The 22,493-nt window shown below is 44.8% G+C and carries 20 protein-coding genes; 8 read left to right on the plus strand and 12 right to left on the minus strand.

From position 1 onward, the window contains the following. Positions 1–2 precede the first annotated feature (2 nt). The 4 genes from lpxA to HZA10_06635 are packed head-to-tail and all read left to right on the plus strand — an operon-like array spanning position 3 to position 3,689. Positions 3–785, plus strand: coding sequence for an acyl-ACP--UDP-N-acetylglucosamine O-acyltransferase (lpxA, locus tag HZA10_06620; GenBank protein ID MBI5195978.1), 783 nt, complete (start codon positions 3–5; stop codon positions 783–785). After that, on the plus strand, positions 776–1,663 hold the full coding sequence (gene lpxI, locus HZA10_06625; protein MBI5195979.1) for a UDP-2,3-diacylglucosamine diphosphatase LpxI: 888 nt from the start codon (positions 776–778) through the stop codon (positions 1,661–1,663). The genes lpxA and lpxI overlap by 10 nt, the downstream gene beginning before the upstream one ends. Beyond that, entirely contained in the window at positions 1,656–2,570 is a 915-nt protein-coding gene (locus HZA10_06630) for a Gfo/Idh/MocA family oxidoreductase (GenBank protein ID MBI5195980.1), read from the plus strand. The genes lpxI and HZA10_06630 overlap by 8 nt, the downstream gene beginning before the upstream one ends. 15 nt (positions 2,571–2,585) lie before the next feature. Next, positions 2,586–3,689, plus strand: a complete 1,104-nt coding sequence (locus tag HZA10_06635) for a DegT/DnrJ/EryC1/StrS family aminotransferase (GenBank protein ID MBI5195981.1) — start codon at positions 2,586–2,588, stop codon at positions 3,687–3,689. On the opposite strand, the gene fabF is transcribed toward HZA10_06635, so the two are convergent. After that, positions 3,676–4,998 (minus strand): beta-ketoacyl-ACP synthase II, encoded by a 1,323-nt coding sequence (gene fabF, locus HZA10_06640; GenBank protein ID MBI5195982.1) that lies wholly within the window; start codon positions 4,996–4,998, stop codon positions 3,676–3,678. The genes HZA10_06635 and fabF overlap by 14 nt on opposite strands. Before the next feature lie 493 nt (positions 4,999–5,491). Between fabF and moaC the strand changes: the two genes are divergently transcribed. Then, positions 5,492–5,965, plus strand: coding sequence for a cyclic pyranopterin monophosphate synthase MoaC (moaC, locus tag HZA10_06645; protein MBI5195983.1), 474 nt, complete (start codon positions 5,492–5,494; stop codon positions 5,963–5,965). An 85-nt stretch (positions 5,966–6,050) separates the two neighbouring features. After that, on the plus strand, positions 6,051–7,625 hold the full coding sequence (locus HZA10_06650; protein MBI5195984.1) for a hypothetical protein: 1,575 nt from the start codon (positions 6,051–6,053) through the stop codon (positions 7,623–7,625). A 1-nt stretch (position 7,626) separates the two neighbouring features. On the opposite strand, the gene amrA is transcribed toward HZA10_06650, so the two are convergent. The 9 genes from amrA to uvrA all read right to left on the minus strand — a co-directional run bounded on the left by amrA (position 7,627) and on the right by uvrA (position 17,565). Then, the gene (gene amrA, locus HZA10_06655; GenBank protein MBI5195985.1) at positions 7,627–8,133 is read right to left on the minus strand and encodes an AmmeMemoRadiSam system protein A; all 507 of its coding nucleotides are present in this window, start codon (positions 8,131–8,133) and stop codon (positions 7,627–7,629) included. Between the two features lie 39 nt (positions 8,134–8,172). Then, positions 8,173–9,162: a polyprenyl synthetase family protein gene (locus HZA10_06660; GenBank protein MBI5195986.1), complete on the minus strand. Its 990-nt coding sequence runs from the start codon at positions 9,160–9,162 to the stop codon at positions 8,173–8,175. Further along, positions 9,159–10,220 (minus strand): S-methyl-5-thioribose-1-phosphate isomerase, encoded by a 1,062-nt coding sequence (mtnA, locus tag HZA10_06665; protein MBI5195987.1) that lies wholly within the window; start codon positions 10,218–10,220, stop codon positions 9,159–9,161. Before mtnA ends, HZA10_06660 begins: the two co-directional genes overlap by 4 nt. Positions 10,221–10,230: 10 nt before the next feature. Beyond that, complete coding sequence (locus HZA10_06670; protein ID MBI5195988.1) at positions 10,231–11,469, minus strand: Nramp family divalent metal transporter; 1,239 nt, start codon at positions 11,467–11,469, stop codon at positions 10,231–10,233. Beyond that, positions 11,466–12,728, minus strand: coding sequence for a magnesium transporter (locus HZA10_06675; GenBank protein ID MBI5195989.1), 1,263 nt, complete (start codon positions 12,726–12,728; stop codon positions 11,466–11,468). The genes HZA10_06670 and HZA10_06675 overlap by 4 nt, the downstream gene beginning before the upstream one ends. Before the next feature lie 150 nt (positions 12,729–12,878). Further along, positions 12,879–13,406 carry a Gx transporter family protein gene (locus HZA10_06680; protein MBI5195990.1) on the minus strand — a complete coding sequence of 176 codons (528 nt, stop codon included), beginning with the start codon at positions 13,404–13,406 and terminating at the stop codon, positions 12,879–12,881. 166 nt (positions 13,407–13,572) lie between these two features. Next, entirely contained in the window at positions 13,573–13,923 is a 351-nt protein-coding gene (locus HZA10_06685) for a NusG domain II-containing protein (protein ID MBI5195991.1), read from the minus strand. Between the two features lie 37 nt (positions 13,924–13,960). Then, positions 13,961–15,043, minus strand: a complete 1,083-nt coding sequence (locus tag HZA10_06690) for an FAD:protein FMN transferase (GenBank protein MBI5195992.1) — start codon at positions 15,041–15,043, stop codon at positions 13,961–13,963. Beyond that, positions 15,040–17,565: an excinuclease ABC subunit UvrA gene (gene uvrA / locus HZA10_06695; protein MBI5195993.1), complete on the minus strand. Its 2,526-nt coding sequence runs from the start codon at positions 17,563–17,565 to the stop codon at positions 15,040–15,042. Before uvrA ends, HZA10_06690 begins: the two co-directional genes overlap by 4 nt. Positions 17,566–17,683: 118 nt before the next feature. On the opposite strand from uvrA, the gene HZA10_06700 reads away from it, so the two are divergent. Beyond that, entirely contained in the window at positions 17,684–18,832 is a 1,149-nt protein-coding gene (locus HZA10_06700) for a methionine adenosyltransferase (protein MBI5195994.1), read from the plus strand. Positions 18,833–18,852: 20 nt separating this feature from the next. Further along, positions 18,853–20,283 carry an adenosylhomocysteinase gene (locus HZA10_06705; GenBank protein ID MBI5195995.1) on the plus strand — a complete coding sequence of 477 codons (1,431 nt, stop codon included), beginning with the start codon at positions 18,853–18,855 and terminating at the stop codon, positions 20,281–20,283. A gap of 130 nt (positions 20,284–20,413) precedes the next feature. Here the strand turns inward: HZA10_06705 and HZA10_06710 are convergent, their stop codons facing one another. Next, positions 20,414–21,916: a diguanylate cyclase gene (locus tag HZA10_06710; protein MBI5195996.1), complete on the minus strand. Its 1,503-nt coding sequence runs from the start codon at positions 21,914–21,916 to the stop codon at positions 20,414–20,416. Between the two features lie 112 nt (positions 21,917–22,028). Continuing rightward, the coding region (locus HZA10_06715) for a dCMP deaminase family protein (GenBank protein ID MBI5195997.1) at positions 22,029–22,493 on the minus strand (465 nt) is incomplete at its 5' end.

A 22,493-nucleotide genomic window follows, 5' to 3' on the forward strand; every position in this document is an offset into this window, starting at 1 on the left:
AAATGGTAAAACCTAAAATTCACAGCACTGCAATAATTGACCATGATGCAAAGCTGTCAGACGGGGTAACCATCGGTCCATACTGTATTGTCGGCAAAGGGGTAAAACTCGGCAAAAACACCTCCCTTATCTCCAATGTTGTTATTGAAGACACCGAGGTCGGCAGGGACTGTCAAATATATCCTTTTTCTTCAATAGGGCTTCCGCCTCAGGATATTAAATATAAGGGTGAGAAGACTATGGTAAAAATAGGCGATAACAACATAATCAGGGAGTGTGTCACTATACACCGCGCCTCTGTTGAAGGCGATGGAGTAACGGCAATCGGAGACAACAATTTTTTAATGGCGTATGTCCATATTGCCCATGACTGCAAACTCGGGAATTCCATAACAATGGCTAATGTTGCAACGCTTGCAGGGCATGTACTGATGGAAGACCATGTAGTTGTAGGCGGGCTTGCCGCAATTCATCAGTTTTCAAGGATAGGCGCTTACTCAATGATAGGCGGTTACAGCGCAGTGGCTCAGGACGTCCCTCCATTTACAATAGCATCCGGGAACAGGGCTAAACTCTACGGGCTTAATGTAATAGGGCTTAAGCGGCATGGTCTTGACGCAGCAGCGCTCAGGGACATAAAACAGGCGTACAATATATTGTTCCGCAGCAAATTGACCATGAAAGAGGCGATAAGCAAGGTGCGGTCCGAGATAAAATTATCAAAAGAAGTAAAACACCTGCTTGAATTTTTAGAAAACGGTAAAAAAAGAGGGATATGCCGCTGAAGGGAGGGATTAGGGATTTGGGATTAGGGATTACCCACCCCAAAATCCCAACCGCTGCACCCCGCATTTTGGGGCTTATTGCCGGAAAAGGGGACCTGCCCAAGGCAATTGCCTCAGAAGCCAGGAAGATGGATTACAAAGTCGTTGCTGTCGGCCTAAGGCCTCTTGCCGATGAATCCCTCAGGCATTTTGCAGATGAATTCATTGAGATTAATGTAGGTCATCTCGGAAAATTAATAAGCTCCTTAAAAAAATTCCATATAACCGAAGCTGTTATGGCAGGCAAGGTGCCAAAGGGGCTTCTTTATAAAAACAAAGGCAGAATCCTGCCTGACCTCAGGGCCATAAAACTCCTCTTCTCTCTGAAAGACCGCTCTGACGATTCAATCATGAACGGGATAGTCCATGAGCTTGAAAAAGAAGGCATAAAATTGTTAAAGACAACCGCATTCACAAAAAATCTTCTCACTGCTGAAGGTGTGCTGACAAAAAAACAGCCGGATGAAAAACAATGGAAGGATATGGAATTCGGATGGAAGATTGCCAAAGAAATCGGAAGGCTGGATATAGGTCAGACCATAATTGTAAAAGACAGGGCAGTAATGGCAGTTGAAGCCATAGAGGGCACTGATGAGGCAATACTGAGGGGCGGGGCGCTTGCCGGCGCAGGCGCAGTTGTTATAAAAGTCAGCAAGCCTCAGCAGGATATGCGTTTTGACGTCCCTGCAGTAGGCATTGATACCATTCATGTAATGAAAAAAGCCCATGCAGGCGTGCTTGCGCTTGAGGCTAAAAAAAGCATCATCATTGACAGGGGAAAATTTATCCACGAAGCTGAAAAGGCGGATATAGCAGTAGTCGGAGTGGGTGATGCTTAAGGTTGGCGTTGTGGGCATCGGTTCAATAGGGATTCATCATGCAAGGATATACTCACAGATTGAGGGGGTGAGGCTTGCGGCAGTTGCAGACAGTAATTTTGCAAAGGCTGAGGAGACGGCGTCAAAATATAACTGCAAGGCTTATGATAATTATCTTGAGATGATGGACCGTGTTGATGCGGTCAGCATTTCCGTGCCGACAGTCCTGCACTACCGGGTGGCTATGGATTTTCTCAAAAACAACAAAGACATACTGCTTGAAAAGCCGATAACATCAGATGTGAAAGAGGCTGAGGAGCTTATTTTTGAGGCTGAGAAAAGGGGCCGGGTGCTTCAGGTCGGTCATCTGGAACGGTTTAATTCAGGCGTTGCCCTGATAAGCGGCATGATTAAGGAACCTAAGTTTATTGAATCGCAGCGCCTGTCCCCTTTTTTGGGAAGGGGCACTGACGTTGACGTAACACTGGACCTGATGATACATGACATTGATATAATACTCAGCCTTATGGATTCGGAGATTTCTGACCTGAGGGCAACGGGCGCAAAGGTTCTTACTGAGAATATTGATGTCTCGCATGCCTGGATTGAATTTAAAAGCGGCTGTATTGCCGAGGTTGTGGCAAGCAGGATAGCGCCTGAGAAAAAAAGACAGCTTAAAGTTTTCCAGCATAATGCCTATTTAAGTCTTGATTATCAGACGCGGGAAGTTATGCGCTACAGGAAATTTAACGATAAAATAGAACAGGAAACTATGAAGGCTGAGGATAAGGAGCCGCTTAGGGAGCAATTGGCATCCTTTATTGAATGTGTGAAAAACAGGACAAAACCTCTAGTTTCAGGGCGTGAAGGCAAAGAGGCGCTCAAGGTGGCATTAAGAATATCTGAAGAAATAAGAAATGAGAAATAAAGAATGGATAAAAAAATGACAATTCCAATGCTGGACCTCAGGGCGCAGTACAGGTCCTTGAAATTTGAGATAGAGGAAGCTCTCCATGAAATTTTTGAAAGCGGGCATTTTGTCTTGGGTCCAAATGTAGAGGCATTGGAAAGGGAAATAGCTGAATATCACGGTGTTAAATATGCGCTTGGCCTTGCCTCAGGCACGGATGCGCTTCATTTCAGTCTAAGTGCGCTTGGAATAAAGGAAGGAGACGAGGTGATAACAACACCGTTTACCTTTATTGCAACTGCCGAGACAATTGCCTATGTAGGAGCCATGCCGGTTTTTGCCGATATTAAAAAAGATACATTTAATATAGACTCCCTGAGTGTTGAGAAAAAGATAACGCCGAGGACAAAAGCCATTATTCCTGTGCATCTTTTCGGACAGCCTGCTGACATGGATGAAATAATGCAGTTAGCAAAGAAATATAACCTGAAGGTAATTGAGGACTGCGCCCAGGCATTCGGGGCAAAGTACAAAGGGGTTAAGGCAGGCGGCATTGGCGATGCCGGATGTTTTAGTTTTTATCCGAGCAAAAATCTTGGCGCTTACGGTGACGGCGGCATGATGATAACCAATAATCCTGAAATATATGAAAAAGTAAAACTTCTTAGGAATCACAGTACTGTGGCGCCGTACCGGCATCGTTCAATCGGTTATAACAGCAGGCTTGATGAAGTGCAGGCGGCAATTTTGAGAATAAAATTCAGACATATAGATTTATATAATCAGAAAAGGCAGGAGGTTGCCAAACTTTATACGACAATGCTCGGCAGTGCAGTCCGGTGTCCGCAGGAATTTTCCGATAGGACGCATGTCTATCACCAATATACAATCAGGTCAGCGAAAAGGGATAAAATACAGAGCTTCCTCAAGTCAGACAATGTATCTTCGGTTGTTTATTATCCGCTGCCCCTTCATCTTCAGGAGGCTTTTAAATATCTGGGGTATAAAGAAGGTGATTTTCCTGAGACTGAGTCTGCGGCAAAAGAAGTCCTCTCGCTTCCGATTTATCCCGAATTGGAATCGGAGAAGGTAAAAATTATTGCTGAAATTATTTTGAAGTGGTTTAAAATTTCCTAAGCACCAACACTGCATTGACCCCGCCAAAACCAAAGGAGTTTGAGAGAGCGGTATTTAAGTCCTTCTTTTGCGTTTTTTTAACATAATTAAGATTACGGTCAAGGTCCGGATTTTCGAGATTAATAACCGGCGTTATAATTCCCCTGCTGATTGAGAGAGCTGTTATTGCAGCCTCAACCGCGCCCGCACCTCCAAGCATATGCCCGAGCATGGATTTACAGGCGCTTATGGGAATACCGGAGGCATGTGTGCCAAAGACTTTTTTTACTGCCTGTATCTCCGCCCTGTCCCCGAGCGCTGTTGATGTGGCATGGGCATTAATATAGTCAACATCTTCTATTGAGATTTTTGCATCGTTTAACGCCTTCTTTATCGCAGAGGCTTCGCCTCTGCCGTCAGGCTTTGTCATGTGAAACGCATCAGAAGATGTCCCGTATCCGGTAATTTCAGCATAAATATTTGCACCTCTTTTTAGTGCGTGATTAAGTTCTTCAAGCACAAGAATTCCCGCGCCTTCTGCAATTACAAAGCCGTCCCTGCCTCTGTCAAAAGGCCTGCTTGCTTTTTCAGGGTTATTATTTCTTTTTGAGAGTGCGCCTGCTGCACTGTAACCGCCGACGGCAAATCTGCAAATAGGCGCCTCCGCCCCTCCTGCAATTGATAGATTAATTTCTCCATGTTGTATTAATCTTAATGCCTCGCCGATGGCGTTTGCCCCGGAGGCGCAGGCCGTTGATATGCCGAGGGAAGGGCCCTTTATGCCAAAGCGCATGGAGATATAAGATGAGGCCATGCTGATTGCAGTTGCAGGCATAAGATATGGGGAAAAACGTAAGATGTGAGGTGTAAGGCGTGAGGAGATAAACTTTTTTCTGACTCCCGACTCTCGGAATCGAGTCGTGCCGACCTGACTTCTGATGATAGATTTTTCAAAAGTGCTTATCCCCCCCCTGCTTGAGCCGATGACAACTCCTGCTGAAGCAAGTGAGGAGTGATTTTGTTTTTCTAACCCCTGACCTCTGACCCCTGACCCCCGACGTATAAGTCCCGCATCTTCCAGCGCCATTACCGCGGCGGCAATTGCATAATGTATGAACGGATCAAGCCTTAGGATATCTTTTTTTGAAAGATATTTTTCAGGTGAAAATCCTTTGAGTTCCCCGGCGATTCGGGATGAGAGCCCGGAGGCGTCAAACCTTGTTATTAAGCCTATTCCCGAGCGCCCTTTTTTTAAATTTTCCCACGTAGCTTCAATGTCGTTTCCAAGCGGAGTAACAGCGCCGATGCCTGTGATTACAACTCGTTTCATAGCAGTTTATATTAGCATGGGTGAAAAGAAAGAACAAAGAACTGCCGTTAACTACTGATTCTATTAGCTGTCATTCCCGCGTAGGCGGGAATCCAGACATCGGAATTAGATTTCTGTTTTTACAGGAAACCCTGGATTCCTGCTTTTGCAGGAATGACAGAAAGCGCAAAAGTGCGTTTTGTGGTGAACTTTTTTCAGAGAATAGAAAATTTTATCCTGAAAAGTTATCATATGCGGTATGAATAAAACCGAAGAAGCAACAGAACTTTTCAGCAAGGGCTTTAACTGAACGCAGTCATGATTGCCAAAGAGAAATGCCCAAGGTATATTAAAGACGCGGTTGAGATATTGGAGGATATACTAATAGAAAGAAATTGATTAGCCACAGATGAACACAGATTTTAAAAATATTTTTGATGTTTCTGTATTTTTTCTGTGTAAATCAGTGTAAATCTGCGGCTAAAATCTTATAATTCCCTAAATTTAAAAAATCATGAAAAAGCTTAGTCATTTTGATGAAAAGGGCAGGGCAAAGATGGTTGATGTAGGCGTCAAACCAGCGACAGTGCGCGAGGCAGTTGCAGGGGGCGCTGTTTATATGGAAAAAGAAACGCTTAAACTTATTACCGGCAGGAAAATCTCAAAAGGCGATGTGTTTGAAACGGCAAGGCTTGCCGGCATAATGGCGGCAAAGAAAACGCACGAGCTGATCCCCCTTTGTCACCCGCTCAATATTACTTCGGTCAGCGTGGATTTTGATATTGATAAGAAAAAAAACAGAGTCGGCATTGAGGCGAAGGTGAAATGCACAGGACAAACAGGAGTGGAAATGGAAGCGCTGACAGCCGTTTCAGTCGCTGCTCTTACAATTTACGATATGTGCAAGGCTGTGGACAGGGGGATGGCCATTTCAGACATCATGCTTATGGAAAAACGCGGCGGCAAAAGCGGAGAGTGGAAGAGATAACACATAATATGTATAATATAATGAATTTTCTTGACAGAAATTATGAGTTTATGTTTATGTAAACTCGCACTGACGAGGGGGTAAGATGAAGAAGACGACCGTATTTATAAACTGTTTTTTACTGCTTTCACTGTCTGTTATTTTTCTGTTTGCGGCCCTGCCGGCGGAATCCTTAGCCGCTACTCCGAAGATTGTATCAGGATATTATCATACATTAGCCATAAAGTCAGACGGGACCTTATGGGCATGGGGAAGAAACAACTACGGTCAATTAGGAGACGGAACGACAACCCAGAGAACCACTTCAACACAAATAGGCACAGATAATAAATGGGTCTCCATTGCTGCAGGAGGCACTCACACGGCAGCCATAAAGTCAGACGGGACATTATGGACATGGGGGAGCAACAGTTACGGTGAATTAGGAGACGGAACAACAACCAATAGATTTGCCCCGATACAAATAGGAACGGATAATAAATGGGTCTCAATTACAGCGGGCGACTCTTATACAATAGCCATAAAGTCAGACGGGACCTTATGGGTATGGGGAAAAAATAACGAGGGCCAATTAGGAGACGGAACAACAACCAATAGAAACATTTCGACACAGATAGGCGCAGATAATAAATGGATATCTGTTACAGGGGGATTTTATCACACCATAGCCTTAAAATCAGACGGGACATTATGGGCATGGGGATCCAACAATTATGGTCAATTAGGAGACGGAACAACGACTAAAAGAAACACCCCGGCACAAATAGGCGCGGATAATAACTGGGTTTCTGTTGCAACAGGATATTTTCACAGTATAGCTCTCAAATCAGACGGGACATTATGGGCATGGGGATGGAGCTATTCAGGTCAGCCCGGCGGTACAACAACTCAGAGATTAACCCCGGCACAAATAGGCACAGAGAATGTATGGGTCTCTGTTGAAGGGGGAAGAGATCACACCATAGCTTCAAAATCAGACGGGACGATATGGGCGTGGGGATGGAACGGGTATGGCCAGCTTGGAGACGAAACAATAAGTCATAAATACTCACCTGTTCAAGTAACTACTTCTGCTAAAGCAACCAAACCTGTTCAAGCGGCTGCACCTGCTCAGGCAACCACACCTGCTCAAATAACTGATTGTGCTGATAAAGATGCCGATGGATATGGCAATCCCGGCAGCGCCTCCTGCCCTAACGGTTTAGCAACAGACTGTAATGACAATGATGGCACAATCAACCCCGGTGCGGCTGAGATATCAAATAACAATACTGATGACGATTGCAATCCTGAAACGCCCGGCATTTCAGTTTCAGGCAATGCTTACAACTACCCTGTGCCTTTATTCAGGGCCGGGTTGTCCCTTAGTGTGAATTCATCATCACTGTCAACAAGTTATCTTAACTATTACTATGCCCGTAACGTGTTTAGTTTTATAAGCACATCAATTACAGACGTTACTGCAGCAGGAGGAATTGCAACGGTTACAGGTACAGGAAAAGTCAATGGAATTGATGGGTGTTCGTTTAAGGCAACAGTCACTGACGGCGCCCCGGATGCTATGGGAATAGTGATTACGCCTGGGGGAGCCTGCACTACTTCTTACAATGCTGACACACAGACCGTAACCAGCGGGAATCTTATGGTAGCGGGAGAGTGAGTTACCTGTACCTCTTCACCTCAAACCTGTAAAGTTCAATTTTTTCCCCGGGTGATATGCCTGCTTTAAGCGATGCTATCCTTATCTGTTCTTCAACTGTGTCTACGCCTTCAAGGTCAGGAAGAAGCAATCCCCTCCGACTGCCGCTTTTGACAATCACGCCGTATTTTTTAGGGTTAAGTTCCTGCGGTTCCCTGATTTTTTCAGGCGGTGTGAGCACGTCAACCGAGTATTGAAGTTCATCAAGTTCTGAAGGCTCAACAGGAAGGAATCTCGGGTCCTGCGTGGCGGCGCTTATTGCATTTTGGATAATTTCATGTGCAACATTTTTAGCAACAGGAGAGAATGTTCCTATACAGCCCCTCAGTTCGCCCCTCTTTTTGATGGATACAAAGACGCCTGCCTTTTCAGTCATTTCAGGGGTAAGCTCAGCAGGCGGACGGCATATTTTCCCTTCCCTGACATATGCCTCAACTGTGCTTTTAGCAAGTTTTACAAGAGGATGCATTTTAAATACCGTTATTCGTTATTCGTGATGCGTAACGGCTCACTTTTCACGTCTTAATGAATAATCCGAGATTGCAAGCAGGGCAGTTTTTTCCATTGAATCTTCAAATATATCAAGTTCTGCCTTTGCTTCATTGAGTATTGCATTTGCCTTTTCATAGGACTTCTCAATGGATTTATATTTATTTAACAAATCTAAGATATAAGAAAGGTCTTCTTTTGTGAGTTCTTCAGCCTTGATTATCGTCCTTACTTTTTCAACCTCATCAGGCGATGCTTCTCTGAGAAGGTATATCAGGGGAAGGGTGATTTTGCCTTCCTCTATGTCTTTCCCTAAGTTTTTGCCGAGCGTTTTTTCTTCTGCCATGTAATCAAGGATATCATCCGCCATCTGAAATGCCATGCCCAGTTTTAATCCAAATAATTCAAGGGCGTTTTCTTTTTCCTGCGGGGCACTAGCTAAAACAGCGCCGCACCTGCATGCGGCTGACATGAGGATGGCTGTCTTGCCCTTTATAATATTCATGTAATTTTCCTCTGATATGTCAGGGCTGCCTTTTTTGCTTAATTGTATCAGCTCTCCTTCGCTCATCTTGACAGTGGCATTGGCAAGGGCATCCATAATCTTCTGGCTCTGAAATGAATTGGCAAGCCACAGCGCATTTGAGTAAAGATAATCGCCGACAAGCACTGCTATCTGATTTCCCCAGAGGGAATGGGCTGACGGCTGTCCGCGCCTCATATTTGCGCCGTCAACCACGTCGTCATGAAGCAGGGAAGCTGTATGTATTGATTCGGCGCAGCAGGCTAAGATGCTGCTCTTTTCTCCGATATACCCGGATATTTTGGAGGATAGAATTGCGAGCAGGGGCCTGATGCGCTTTCCGCCGCCTTCAAGCAGGTGCCTGCCGACCATGGAGATCGCAGGGGCGACAGTGCCCAGAGTTTCTTTTATTCTTTGCTCTGCTGCCGCTATGTCCTTCTGATAATATTTCCAGACTTCTTCTGCCGTCATAGTTTTAACAATCAATGTTTCACCCTTATTTTATCAAGATTGATATTGTTTTTTTGCAGTTTGTATAAATCTTTAGGCTTAAATGCGCCTTTTTCTGTGATGATGGCAGTTATGTACTTTGCCGGTGTTACGTCAAAGGCGATATTTCTTGCCTTTACGCCGTGCGGCGCTATTCTGCATGAAAATACACTGGTGACTTCTTTTGAATCTCTCTCCTCTATCGGGATAAATTTCCCTGACGGGATTGAAAAGTCAATACTGCTTAACGGCGCCGCAACATAAAAAGGGATGCCGTGCTCCTTGCATAGAACTGCAAGAGGGTAGGTCCCTATCTTATTTGCCACATCGCCGTTGCGCGCTGTCCTGTCGGTGCCTACAATGGCGAGATTAATTTCCCCTCTTTGCATTAAAGCGCCGGCTGTATTATCCGGGATTAATGTCACGGGAATTTTATCCTTCATTAATTCCCATGCGGTAAGGCGCGCTCCCTGAAGCACCGGTCTTGTTTCATCGGCAATTACCTTTATTTTTTTACCCTTTTGGACTGCCATGCGTATTGGTCCGGTGGCAGTTCCATAACCTCCTGTGGCAAGGGCGCCAGCATTGCAGTGCGTGATTATAGCGTCTCCGTTTTTTATGAACCGTTCACCCCATTTTCCTATTGCCTTGTTTATCTCAATATCTTCTTTTAAAATCTTTTTTGCCTCTTTTACCAAGAGCGCCTTAAGCTGTGGAACAGCAAGATTCTTATTTGCAATGAGCAGGTTTTTCATCCTGTTGTTGGCCCATTCTATGTTTACTGCAGTGGGTCTTGTTGACAATATATCCTTAAAGACAGGCTGCAGCGCTTTAAAAAATTCACCAAAATTCTTTGCCTTTATTTTCTGCGCCCCTAATGCCACGCCCATTGCAGCAGCTATCCCTATGGCAGGCGCACCCCTTATCCAGAGTTTTTTAATCCCTTCAGCAACCTTGCGGTAATCTTTGCAGATGACATATGAAACCTTTAGCGGGAGCTTGCTCTGGTCAATCATTCTGACTTTTCCGTTGACCCATTCTATTGTCTTAACCATTTTTGAATTTTTACTCCTTCCACATAGGAGTCACTGTCATAAAGGCAAGGGTAGCTGTCAGAGCTATGATAACAATCACTGTGCCCCATGATATAAGGTTGCGGCTTCTTTTATTAGTATATTCACCCATGATTTTTTTGTCATTAACTAAACGCAGGGCAAAGATAAGGACAAAAGGCAGCAGGAGGCCGTTTAATAAAGAGGATAAGATCATCAGAAGTATCAGGGGCGCTCCTGGTATTAAAACAAGCAGTGATGAGATGACAATAAGAGTGGTGTAGATCCACATAAAATGAGGGGCGTCTTTGAAGGTCTTATCCACACCGGCTTCCCATCCCATGGCCTCGCATATGTAGTATGCCGTTGCCAGCGGCACAACTATGGCTCCTAATATGGATGCATTGGCAAGGCTGACTGCAAATAGAGTTGAGGCATACTGTCCGGCAAAAGGTTTTAGAGCCAGCGCCGCCTCATGCGCCTCAGTAATTCTTATCCCGTGCGGGAAAAGTGTTGTGGCGCATGTGATGATAATAAAAAAGGCGATAATATCCGTTATAAAGCATCCAACGATAACGTCAAATCGTGATGCTTTATAATGCGCCCTGCTTATTCCCTTTTCGGCTATTGAAGACTGCAGGTAAAACTGCATCCATGGAGTTATGGTAGTTCCTATTATCGCAATGGTAAGTATGATAAATTCAGTATCCCATTTCATTGAAGGTATGAACGTGTTTTGGGCGATAAGGCTCCAGTCAGGTTTTGACATAAAGCCTGAAAACACGTAGCCTAAATAAAGCAGGCAAGCGCCCAGCAGAATCCTTTCTACTATTTTATAGCTGCCCTTTGTAACAAGTATCCAGACTAAAAAAGCGCCTAACGGGACCATGATATATTTGCTCAGTCCGAAGACCTCCATGCTTGCGGCCCAGCCTGCAAATTCCGCCACTGTGGTGCCGAAGTTTGCAACGAGAAGCACTATCATCATGAAGAAAGTTACCTTTACGCCGTACCGTTCCCTGATTAAATCAGACAGCCCTTTCCCTGTTATGACACCCATTCTTGCGATCATCTCCTGTATGACGATAAGGGCAATGGTTGTTGGTATCAAGGTCCAGAGCAGAGTGTACCCGAAGCGCGCGCCTGCGACAGAATATGTGGTTATGCCCCCGGCGTCATTGTCAATATTTGCGGTTATTATGCCGGGTCCGATAATGGATATGAAAATGAGCAGTTTTCTCCAGCGGCTCATACCTTCCTCCGCTTTTTTCTTGAGGCAGGCGGCAGGAGGAGGTCCACGACATCGTCAACAGTCACCATGCCCAGAATGACATTGTCTTTGTCAACTACCGGGAGCGCAAGAAGGTTATATTTTGAGATTATGCCTGCAACGACTTTCTCATCTGTTTCAGGGGCTACCGTCTGAAGCTTATCTTGCATTATATCAGAGAGCTTTGCATCGGTCGGCGCCAGAATAAGATCCCTTAATGATATTGCGCCGAGCAGTTTTTCTTTTGCATCAGCCACATAAATATAATAAGCCTCTTCCAGTTCACCGGCATCTTTTCTGAATCTCTCAATCGCCTCTGAAACAGTTAATTCAGGGGGATATGCTATAAACTCATTTATCATTAATCCGCCTGCAGTATCTTCCTCATGCCCTAAAAGCTCGCTGATGGATTCAGCCTCCTCCCTTTCAATCATGCCCAGAAGCTCCTGCGCCTTTTCCGTGGGGAGGTCTGAGATGACGTCTGCCGCCTCATCTGCCGGCATCCTCTCAATAATCTCTGATGCATGCTCCGAGTCCATCTTGTCAATTATGGCCGCCTGCATGTCAGGCCTTAGTTCATGGAGCGCTTCGGCTGCGGCGTCAGGGTCCAGGCCCTCAAACAGTATGACGCCTTCTTTATGGGATACCTGGCTGATAATTTCCGCAATATCAGAAGGGTGAAGCTCTGAAAGCATCTGCCTGGGGATAGTGAGTGAAATGGTTGTGAGTCTCGGCTCAAGGGGCTGGATGTAATTCCAGCTTATCAGATTGTATGTGAGCGTTTTGCCGAAGACCTGCACCAGATTTTCTCCGTTGCGCTCTACGCCGAGTCTTCTCAGTATCCCCCTCATGCCGACATCAACCGCAATAAGACATGCGTCTCCGTTAAGCCCTTCAAGCTTTACGTCGTTGACCCTTACGACCTTTGCGCCGTTTGCATCCACTATCTGTTTGTCAAAGATATCCCTTACGATTAAAAGGTCGTCTGCCGAGGGGGAATACACTTCAAGTTTGTCCGCATAAATTTTTGCCGATATTATGCGCTTGTTGAAAATGCTCAGGGAATCCCATTTTAAAAGGTATTGAGCCTTTTTTTTCTCAATGATAATGGCGGATATACGCGGCAGGGGTTCGCCCTTGATAACCAGCACGTCTTTAACCCTGCCGAGGTCATCGCCTCTCGGGTCCAGAACGGGTTTTTTTAATATTTCGCTTACAAAGAGTTCTCCAAAAAGAGGCATGTTAATCCCCCGCTAAAAAATAGCAGCAAGTAGTAAGTAGCAAGTAGCTAAAGAATTGGGAAAAACTTATTTTCCCCTTTACTACTAACTACCAGCTACTAACTACTTTAGTTGAATAAGTATACCTAAGGAGAGAAGTTTTCGGCAACCTTAAAAATCCGCTGTTTTTTGCCGGCCTGATTCTGTTACACGCTTCATTATCAGTCCCGTAATCATGCCGTTAAACACCCCTGTTATTGTGCCGAGGAGGAGAATTACCGGACTTATAATGATAATTGCCTCAGGTCTTCTCACAAAAAAAAGATATGCCAGAAAGAGCTGGGCAATATTGTGGGTTACTGCTCCCAAAAGACTTAACCCGATGGGGCTTAGAAGTCTTTTGAATAAAATGTGTGCAAGCCACATTATAATTGTGCTTGATACCCCGCCTCCAAGGCTCAGGACAAATGCCGGGCCTAAGAAAGTGCCGCGCAGGAAGCTCCCAAGGAAAATTCTGATAAGCGTAACTGTCATTCCTGCCCTGAATCCGTAAAGCAGGAGGGTTGTAAGGGTTATTATATTGGCAAGCCCGATTCTCAGCCATGGAACTGGTGTCGGGATTAATGCCTCAATGCCGTGAAGCCCCACCGCATAGGCGGAAAGAAGGGCGATGTGGAAATTGTCTGTGCGTTTTGTCATTGTTAATTCAGAGATAGATATAGTTCAAATCGTTTAACATTGTTCAAATCGTTCAAAATAAAAAAACTGTTCAACATTGTTTAAACCGTTTAATTTTGAACCATCTTAAACTATTTGAACGCCTTTGTCTTTTTTGAACCATGTTAAACAATCTTGAACTGTTTGTTCACCGGGATACTGCATCGTATTGTCCGTTATTTTCATCGTTGCTGATTGTTACGACTACCCTGTTTGGAACGCAGACTATGGCGCCGCTTTCTATCCAGCCCTGACGGACGCACAGCTTATTGGGACAGGGCGACTCTTTCATGCGCACTTTCCTGTTTTTTATTTCAATTACGCTGTCTCCGGCAGCGCCTTTTACGGTTACGGTCTCTGCCTCATCCAAAGGAAGGACATAAGCAATCTTGTTGTCAGAGGCGATTTTGACAAGATTGCCGGGATGGATGAATTTTTTTGCAAGCGGAAAACTGATGACGGTAAGAATAATCAGCAGCAGGAATATGAGCTTATCCATGATGGTGGCAGTACGGGAAAAAACTGTCCATAAATCTTTAAAGAGGTTTTTCAATTGTAATCTTTCCAATCAGATCTTTTGTAATGTGCATTTTTTTGCCGGCATCAACTATTATGCCGCTTAAGCCCATTGATTCAAGGAGTTTAATCCCCTTTTCAGGCCCGAGTACAAATGCCCCTGTAGAAAAACTGTCAGCGGCGTATCCATTATCCGCTATGACTGAAACACTGATGGAGTTTGATGCAGGAAAGCCGGTTTTAGGGTCAATGATGTGATGATAGCGTCTGCCGTCTTTTACAAAATATCTCTGGTAGTCGCCGGAAGTTGATATTGCTTTGTCCTGAAGGTCAATAGCTGCAAATATTCCATCTGCCCTTGGATCCTGTATTCCGACCCGCCACGGCTTTCCATCGGGCTTAATGCCGAACCCTTTTATATCGCCTGCGATTGACACGAGCGCTGCCTTGATGCCTGCCGCCTTAATTGCTTCAATTGCCATGTCAGCGGCATAGCCCTTTGCAATTGCCCCAAGGTCAATTGCCATGCCTTTTTTTTGCAAAAATACTTCTGACAGGGAGTTGTTTATTATGATTTTTTTGTAATCAATCAGAGGGAGGATGTTTTTTATTTTATCATCCTGCGGGATACCGGCAGCGCCCTTGCCGGAAAATCCCCAGAGTTTTGTCAGCGGTCCTATGGCAGGGTCAAATGCGCCGTTTGTGCCGTCTGAAACCATCAGCGCCTTTTTTATAATATCCAGCGTTTCAACGCTTACCTTGACAGCCTTGTATCCTGCAGCCTTATTAACGGCGGAGATTTCGCTGTCATCCGAGAAGAAATTAAGGAGCGCCTCAAGCTTTTTAATTTCAGCAAACCCCGCATCCACTGCCTTTTTGGCATCTTTTTCCGATGCACTTACAGCAGTGATTGTGCAGACGGTATCCATGATTACCATATTCTCTTTGTAGGTTTTATCCTGTCCTGCGCAACCGGAGAAAAACAGTAAACAGTAAACAGTGAATAGTAAACAGTGAATAGTAATCAGTGAACGGTGAATAGTGAACAGTGAACGGAAAATTTGGAATTTGGAATTTGGAATTTGGAATTTTGCTTTTCTCACGCCGCCTCTCTTTGAGAAAACTTTTTTTTCAGAGCGGCGCCTGTGTACGAGTTGGGATTCAGCGCCACGTCTTCAGGCGTTCCTGCTGCAACTACCCTGCCGCCTTCATCACCGCCTTCGGGACCCAGATCAATGATATAGTCTGCGCATTTTAAAATTTCCATGTTGTGCTCAATGACCAGAACGCTGTTGCCCGCATCAACAAGGCTGTTTAATACATCCAGCAGCCTCTGGATATCCACAAAGTGCAGTCCGGTTGTCGGTTCGTCAAGGATGTAAATTGTTTTGCTCGGGGCCCTTTTGCTTAATTCCCTTGAAAGCTTTACCCTCTGCGCCTCACCGCCTGACAACGTAGTCGCAGACTGCCCTAACTGAATGTAGCCGAGCCCGACATTTTCAAGTGTAAGAAGCTTGTTCCTGAGCAGGGGGATTGAGCAGAAGAATTCAAGCGCTTGTGTGACGGTCATTTCAAGGACGTCTGAAATATTTTTGCCTTTATACATTATTTCAAGGGTTTCCTTGTTATATCTTTTGCCTTTACACAGATCGCAGGGCACATAAATATCAGGCAGAAAATGCATGGCAACCTTAACGAGCCCGTCTCCGCCGCATGCCTCGCATCTGCCTCCGTGGACATTGAAGCTAAAGCGCCCGGGCCCATATCCCCTGACCCTTGACTCAGGGATTTTTGAATAGAGGTCTCTTATGACGGTAAATATGCCGGTATATGTTGCAGGGTTTGAACGGGGCGTTCTGCCCAGCGGAGACTGATCAACATTAATTACCCGGTCAATGTTTTCAGCGCCTTTTAATCCGGCATGCCTGCCGGGCGCTTGCCTGTCATTTGCCCTGCCGTACAATTTTTGCATAAGCGCCTTGTACAGGATTTCAAATACAAGAGTGCTTTTACCTGAGCCGGAAATACCTGTTACGCATGCAAGAACTCCCATCGGGATTTTTACATCAATATTTTTCAGGTTAAATTCTCTTGCCCCGAGTATCGTAATAAAGCCGCAGGGCGTTCTCCTTTTTACGGGTGTTGGTATTGTAATATTGCCTGAAAGATAAGCGCCTGTAAGGGATTCTTTATGTTCCATAATTTCACACAGGCTGCCTTCGGCCACAACATAGCCTCCGTTTATGCCTGCTCCCGGTCCCATGTCTATAATATGATTGGCCCTCCTAATTGTTTCTTCGTCGTGTTCTACAACTATTACCGTATTACCCATATCCCTCAGTGCGCAAAGACTTTCAAGCAGTTTTCCGCAGTCTCTATGATGCAGTCCGATACTCGGCTCATCAAGTATGTAGAGGACGCCTGTCAGGGAGGATCCGATTTGTGTGGCAAGCCTTATCCTCTGCCCTTCGCCGCCAGAGAGGGTGGAGGCAGGCCTGTCAAGAGTAAGGTAGCTGAGTCCGACCCGGTCCAGAAATGTCAGCCGTTCTTTTATTTCCTTTAAGACCTTTGAGACGATTAAGTATTTTTTTTCTTTGAGTTCAAGGCGGTAGAAGAACTTGACCGCATCTTTTATTGATTTGCGTGAAAGCTCGCTGATGGTAAGCCCGCCGACCTTTATGCCCGAGGCCTCTTTTCTGAGTCTTGAACCGCTGCATGAAGAGCACTGTTTTATTGTGGAATTAAAGGCGCCTTCTTCTTCATCTGTTAAGCCCTCAAACCCGATGCCATTGCATTTCGGACATGCGCCGTAAGGGCTGTTAAAAGAGAAGAACCTCGGACTTATTTCAGGGTAACTGATGCCGCACACGGGGCAGGCTAACTTACGGCTGAAGAGCAGGTCTTTTTTGTTTTCCGCAAGATTTATTATAACTGTTGCAGTGAATTTAAGGGCCAGTTTAATGGCCTCTGTGAGCCGTCTTTCAATGCCGGCTTTTATTATCAGCCTGTCAATGACAATATCAATGTTATGCCGTTTATGTTTGTTTAATTTGATTTCTCTTGTGATGTCTGTCATTTCTCCGTCTATTCTGGCCCTGATAAAACCTTTCTGCCTTATTTCGTGGAGCTCTTTTTTATATTCTCCCTTTCTGCCTGCTACGACCGGTGAGAGTATCTGGATGCGTGTGCCCTCAGGCATGGCAGTTACAGACTCAATAATCTGCTGTATGTCCTGTGATGTTATGGGGCTGCCGCACTTATAGCAGGTTATGTCGCTTATCCTTGTGTAGACAACCCTCAGATAGTCATAAATTTCCGTAATCGTGCCGACGGTTGAACGCGGATTTTTAGTAGTTGTCTTTTGTTCAATTGCAATGGACGGAGAAAGCCCCTCAATAGAATCTACATCCGGCTTCTGGAGCTGTTCCAGAAATTGTCTTGCATAAGCGGAAAGGCTTTCTACATAGCGTCTTTGCCCTTCTGCATAAATAGTGTCAAATGCAAGCGAGGACTTGCCGGAACCCGACGGCCCGGTAATGACAATAAACTTATCGCGCGGGATATTCAGGGATATATTTTTCAGGTTATGAACCCTTGCGCCTTTAACAATTATATGCTCAAGCATGGGTTTGTCATTCAGAAAATAAGAATGCCTTTTACTATAACTTAATAATATTTATATTGACAAGATAACCATAAAAACTGTTAAAATTAAAGACAATACTCTCCGGGAGGGCAAAACAATGAAAAAAAGGAATTACCTGTTTACGTCTGAATCTGTAACCGAAGGGCATCCGGATAAAATCGCAGATCAAATCTCCGATGCAATTCTTGACACAATAATAGCAGAAGACCCTAAGGCAAGGGTTGCATGTGAGACAATGCTTACAACCGGCCTTGCATTTGTCGCAGGGGAGATTACAACCAACTGCTATGCCGATATCCCGTCAATAATAAGGGAAACTATTAAAGACATCGGGTACACAAGGGCAAAATACGGATTTGATTATGAAACCTGCGCGGTTATTACATCCATTCATGAGCAGTCGCCTGATATTGCCATGGGTGTTGATACTGGCGGCGCAGGGGATCAGGGTCTTATGTTTGGATTTGCGTGTAATGAGACACCTGAACTGATGCCCATGCCGATAATGCTTGCGCACAAGCTTGCCATGAGGCTCTCTGAAGTCAGGAAAAAAGACATCCTCGGATATTTAAGGCCTGACGGGAAAAGCCAGGTTACCATAGAATACAGAGAGGGGAAACCCTATAGAATTGACACTGTAGTTGTATCTTCACAGCACAGCCCCGATATAACATTACGGGATATGAAAGAAGACATAATTGAGAAGGTTGTAAAACCCGTACTTCCTAAGTCACTGCTTGATGAAGAACATATTACCTATCATATCAATCCTACCGGACGTTTTGTAGTCGGAGGGCCGATGGGTGATACGGGACTGACCGGGAGAAAGATAATAGTTGACAGTTACGGCGGCGTAGGAAGCCACGGCGGAGGCTGTTTTTCAGGGAAAGACCCGTCAAAGGTGGACAGGTCGGCCGCATACATGGCAAGATATGTGGCAAAAAATATTGTTGCCGCTGGAATTGCCGACAGGGCAGAGCTTCAGATTGCATATGCAATAGGCGTTCCGGAGCCTGTTTCAATACTTGTAAATACGTCAAATACAGGTAAAATCCCTGACAGCGAGATTGAAAAACTCGTGAGAAAGACTTTTGATTTAACGCCTGCCGCAATCATAAAGAAGCTTAATTTAAGAAGGCCGATTTTCAAAAAGACTGCTGCATACGGCCATTTTGGCAGAAACCTGCCTGAATTCACATGGGAAAAGACAGACATGGCAGAGAAGCTGAAGAAGGCTATAAAGTAATTGAATAAGGAGCTAACGATATGACTACCGCAACACTTAAAAAAAGCGCAGTTGATTATAAAGTTGCTGATATCAGCCTGGCTGAGTGGGGAAGAAAAGAGATTGAGATAGCAGAGAAAGAAATGCCCGGGCTCATGGCAGTCAGGGAGAAATACAGAAAATCCAAGCCGCTCAATGGAGTCAGGATCTCAGGCTCATTGCATATGACCATTCAGACTGCAGTCCTCATTGAGACCCTTGTTGAGTTAGGGGCAAATGTCAGATGGGCCAGCTGTAATATTTTTTCAACACAGGACCACGCAGCAGCGGCAATTGCAAAGGCAGGCCTTCCGGTTTTTGCCTGGAAAGGCGAAACGCTTGAAGAATACTGGTGGTGCACATTAGAGGCATTAACCTTTCCGGGAGGCATGGGCCCCCAGTTAGTCGTTGACGATGGAGGCGATGCCACTTTGCTCATTCACCGCGGGTATGAGGCTGAGAACAATTCATCCATACTTGATGTAAAAACGGATAACAGGGAGCTTCAGATTATTAATAACCTCTTAAAAGCCCAGTTGAAGGAAGATAATAAATGGTGGCATAACGTAGTAAAAGAATGGAAAGGCGTTAGTGAAGAGACAACAACCGGGGTCCACAGACTATATGAAATGATGAAAAGCGGAACATTACTGGTTCCAGCCATAAATGTGAATGACTCTGTTACAAAGTCAAAGTTTGACAACCTTTACGGATGCAGGGAGTCGCTGGCAGACGGCATAAAAAGGGCAACAGATGTAATGCTTGCCGGAAAGGTGGCGGTTGTCTGCGGCTATGGAGATGTGGGCAAGGGCTCTGCAAAGTCTTTGAAGGAGTTCGGGGCCAGGGTGATAATTACTGAAATAGACCCGATTTGCGCACTTCAGGCTGCTATGGAAGGTTATGAAGTGACCACTGTTGAAGACACACTTGGAAAAGGTGATATTTATGTCACGTCAACCGGCAACAGGGACATTATAACAATTGATCATATGGCTCAGATGAAGGATCAGGCGATTGTCTGCAATATCGGTCATTTTGATAATGAAATACAGATGGACAAGCTGAATGCCTATAAGGGCATTAAAAAAATCAACATCAAGCCGCAGGTTGATAAATATGTGTTTCCTGACGAACATGCCATATTCATACTTGCGGAAGGCAGGCTGGTAAATCTCGGCTGTGCCACCGGACACCCCTCATTTGTAATGTCCAACAGTTTCACAAACCAGACACTGGCCCAGCTTGACTTATGGAAGAACAGGGATATATACGAAAAGAAGGTATACAGGCTTTCCAAGCAGTTGGACGAAGAGGTCGCGCGCCTGCACCTTGAGAAAATAGGGGTCAAGCTGACAAAACTGACCAAGGCTCAAGCGGATTATATCGGAGTCTCCGTAGAAGGTCCGTACAAGGCAGAGCATTATAGGTATTAGTTTTTTTCTGTCATTCCTGCGAAAGCAGGAAGCCAGTATTCTTAGGTTCTGATTTCCCTGATTTAATCGGGGGACGACATCTGGATTCCACATTCCCGAAACATCGGAACGGAATGACATGTTTTTTGTTTTATTTCATGCCTGCGGCTTTATACTGCTGATAGGTAATGACCTTGTTTTTCCCCATTTTTTTGGTCATATACAGGGCGTCGTCAGCGGCCTTTATCAGGCCGTCTTTATCCACGGAGTCGTCGGGGAACATTGAGGCCCCTATGCTGACAGTTACGGAAACTTTGCTGCTGTCATCTTTGCATGTAGAAAAGTACTGGCAGGTTTCATCGCGTATTCTTTCTGCAATTGCAACCGCATCGTCAAGCGAAGTTTCAGGGAGAATTACCGTGAACTCTTCTCCGCCGTAGCGGGCCGCAGAGTCAATACTACGCAGGTTCTTATTAAGGATTTCCGCAACTTTTTTAAGTACAGAGTCTCCTGCCTGATGTCCATAGGCGTCATTAAAATTTTTAAAATTATCAAGGTCTATCAATAACAGCGATAGAGGCCTGTTGTAGCGCTTGGCCCTTTTGATTTCAACATCCAGTATCTCATGGAAGGTCCTGTGGTTGTTCAGCCCTGTAAGACCGTCTGTTCTTGCAAGGAGTACGACCTTCCCGTGAAAAATAGCCCTGTCAATAGCTATGGCCGCCTGAAAAGTAAACATTAAGGCGGTATCTTCATCTTCAGCCGTAAACTCATCGGCATTGACTTTATTGCCGAGTAAAAGCGCCCCGCGCATTTCCCCTTCTATCATGATAGGCACAACCAGAAGATTTTTGATCTGCAGGCCGTCTGATGTGAAATCTCCGAAACATTTGTCTTTTGAAGTGTCACTGCACCGTAGAGGTATTCCCTTGTTCAGGAAATCCTTAATAAGACTGCCTGCCATGCGGTGTAAATCATCAGCCTTATCAGGCATTGATGAATGAAAATGGGAAATCTCACGGCTGTGCCGGTCAATCAGGGCAATAGCGCTGAACCCCGCCTTTATAAGTGTTTTACTGTCGTTTATTAAAGTTGACAAAACGTCGTTAAACTCCAGTTTAAAAATGAGAGAACCGATGAATTCATTCAGGATATTAAGCCTTCTTACAACTTTTTGCTCTCTTATGAGGGTGTTTTCAATTTCCTCTATTTTATCCCTCAATGCACGGCTCATGGAATTGAAATTTTCCGCCAGCAGTCCTATTTCCGTACTGCCTGTTACGGGAAGTGTTTCAAACTGTCCCTGAGCTATTTTTTTTGTTGCTAAATTAATCTGGTGTAACGGCTCTACGATATTTTTCCTGTATATATAAACAAAAAGAAAAATCCCGATAGAGGATAAAAGCAGGGCTGATGCAAAGAAAATATATGCCTTTGTACGTATGGAGCCAATCTCAGTGAGCGCTGCACTGAGCCCGGCAGATTCGGAGTCTGACAAGTTGGGATGTTTTGTAAGAACTGATTGTGTAAGCTTAAATATATACTCTGTGCTTGAGTAAATATGATTAAAAGAGATGACAGCAATTACAATAATAACGGCTAACAGTCCAAATCCAATAAAATATAATGTTGTCAGATTCCGGAGCTTTTTCATATGGTTAAGTAAATTATATTATATTATTTATTCCCCTTTTAATTCCATATAATTTTACCGTCAGGAACTTGACTTAAGATGTGATTTGCGTCACAGATAATGACTTTCTGTCTTAGGGGGCTTTTTCAGGGGATGAGTTAATGGCGTTTACCCTTACGAATTTTCCATCTTTTTTCAGATAGACTATCTCTGCTATCCATGCGTTTTTAATCATCCTGCTGCACAGCAGGCAGGGAGTGCCGTCTGCAAATTCTTTTGGTCTGCCGTCTTCGGCCTTTTCTTCAAATCCCGCGATATAAATAACGGCATCCCTCATCCGTTCGGGACTTCCGTTAATAATCGCATTCTGCTCGGCATGGACCGCCTCGCAAAGCTCATATCTTTCGCCCGACGGGATATTAAGCTCTTTTCTCTTGCACTTTTGGGTGTCAATGCAGTTAAGCATGCCCCGTGGAGAGCCGTTATAGCCGGTGCTTATTATCACATGGTCCTTGACAATGACGGCCCCGTATTTTCTCCTCAGGCAGGTGGACCGTGAAGAAACCACCTTTGCGATTTCAATAAAATAATTATCCCA

It is taken from the genome of Nitrospirota bacterium, from assembly GCA_016212185.1.
In the GTDB taxonomy this organism is placed as follows: domain Bacteria; phylum Nitrospirota; class Thermodesulfovibrionia; order UBA6902; family DSMQ01; genus JACRGX01.

Bases quoted from the DNA above. Each gene is read 5' to 3' on its own strand.
- lpxA (MBI5195978.1), top strand. From the start codon at position 3: ATGGTAAAACCTAAAATTCACAGCACTGCAATAATTGACCATGATGCA.
- lpxI (MBI5195979.1), top strand. From the start codon at position 776: ATGCCGCTGAAGGGAGGGATTAGGGATTTGGGATTAGGGATTACCCAC.
- HZA10_06630 (MBI5195980.1), top strand. From the start codon at position 1,656: ATGCTTAAGGTTGGCGTTGTGGGCATCGGTTCAATAGGGATTCATCAT.
- HZA10_06635 (MBI5195981.1), top strand. From the start codon at position 2,586: ATGACAATTCCAATGCTGGACCTCAGGGCGCAGTACAGGTCCTTGAAA.
- fabF (MBI5195982.1), bottom strand. From the start codon at position 4,998: ATGAAACGAGTTGTAATCACAGGCATCGGCGCTGTTACTCCGCTTGGA.
- moaC (MBI5195983.1), top strand. From the start codon at position 5,492: ATGAAAAAGCTTAGTCATTTTGATGAAAAGGGCAGGGCAAAGATGGTT.
- HZA10_06650 (MBI5195984.1), top strand. From the start codon at position 6,051: ATGAAGAAGACGACCGTATTTATAAACTGTTTTTTACTGCTTTCACTG.
- amrA (MBI5195985.1), bottom strand. From the start codon at position 8,133: ATGCATCCTCTTGTAAAACTTGCTAAAAGCACAGTTGAGGCATATGTC.
- mtnA (MBI5195987.1), bottom strand. From the start codon at position 10,220: ATGGTTAAGACAATAGAATGGGTCAACGGAAAAGTCAGAATGATTGAC.
- HZA10_06670 (MBI5195988.1), bottom strand. From the start codon at position 11,469: ATGAGCCGCTGGAGAAAACTGCTCATTTTCATATCCATTATCGGACCC.
- HZA10_06675 (MBI5195989.1), bottom strand. From the start codon at position 12,728: ATGCCTCTTTTTGGAGAACTCTTTGTAAGCGAAATATTAAAAAAACCC.
- HZA10_06680 (MBI5195990.1), bottom strand. From the start codon at position 13,406: ATGACAAAACGCACAGACAATTTCCACATCGCCCTTCTTTCCGCCTAT.
- HZA10_06685 (MBI5195991.1), bottom strand. From the start codon at position 13,923: ATGGATAAGCTCATATTCCTGCTGCTGATTATTCTTACCGTCATCAGT.
- uvrA (MBI5195993.1), bottom strand. From the start codon at position 17,565: ATGCTTGAGCATATAATTGTTAAAGGCGCAAGGGTTCATAACCTGAAA.
- HZA10_06700 (MBI5195994.1), top strand. From the start codon at position 17,684: ATGAAAAAAAGGAATTACCTGTTTACGTCTGAATCTGTAACCGAAGGG.
- HZA10_06705 (MBI5195995.1), top strand. From the start codon at position 18,853: ATGACTACCGCAACACTTAAAAAAAGCGCAGTTGATTATAAAGTTGCT.
- HZA10_06710 (MBI5195996.1), bottom strand. From the start codon at position 21,916: ATGAAAAAGCTCCGGAATCTGACAACATTATATTTTATTGGATTTGGA.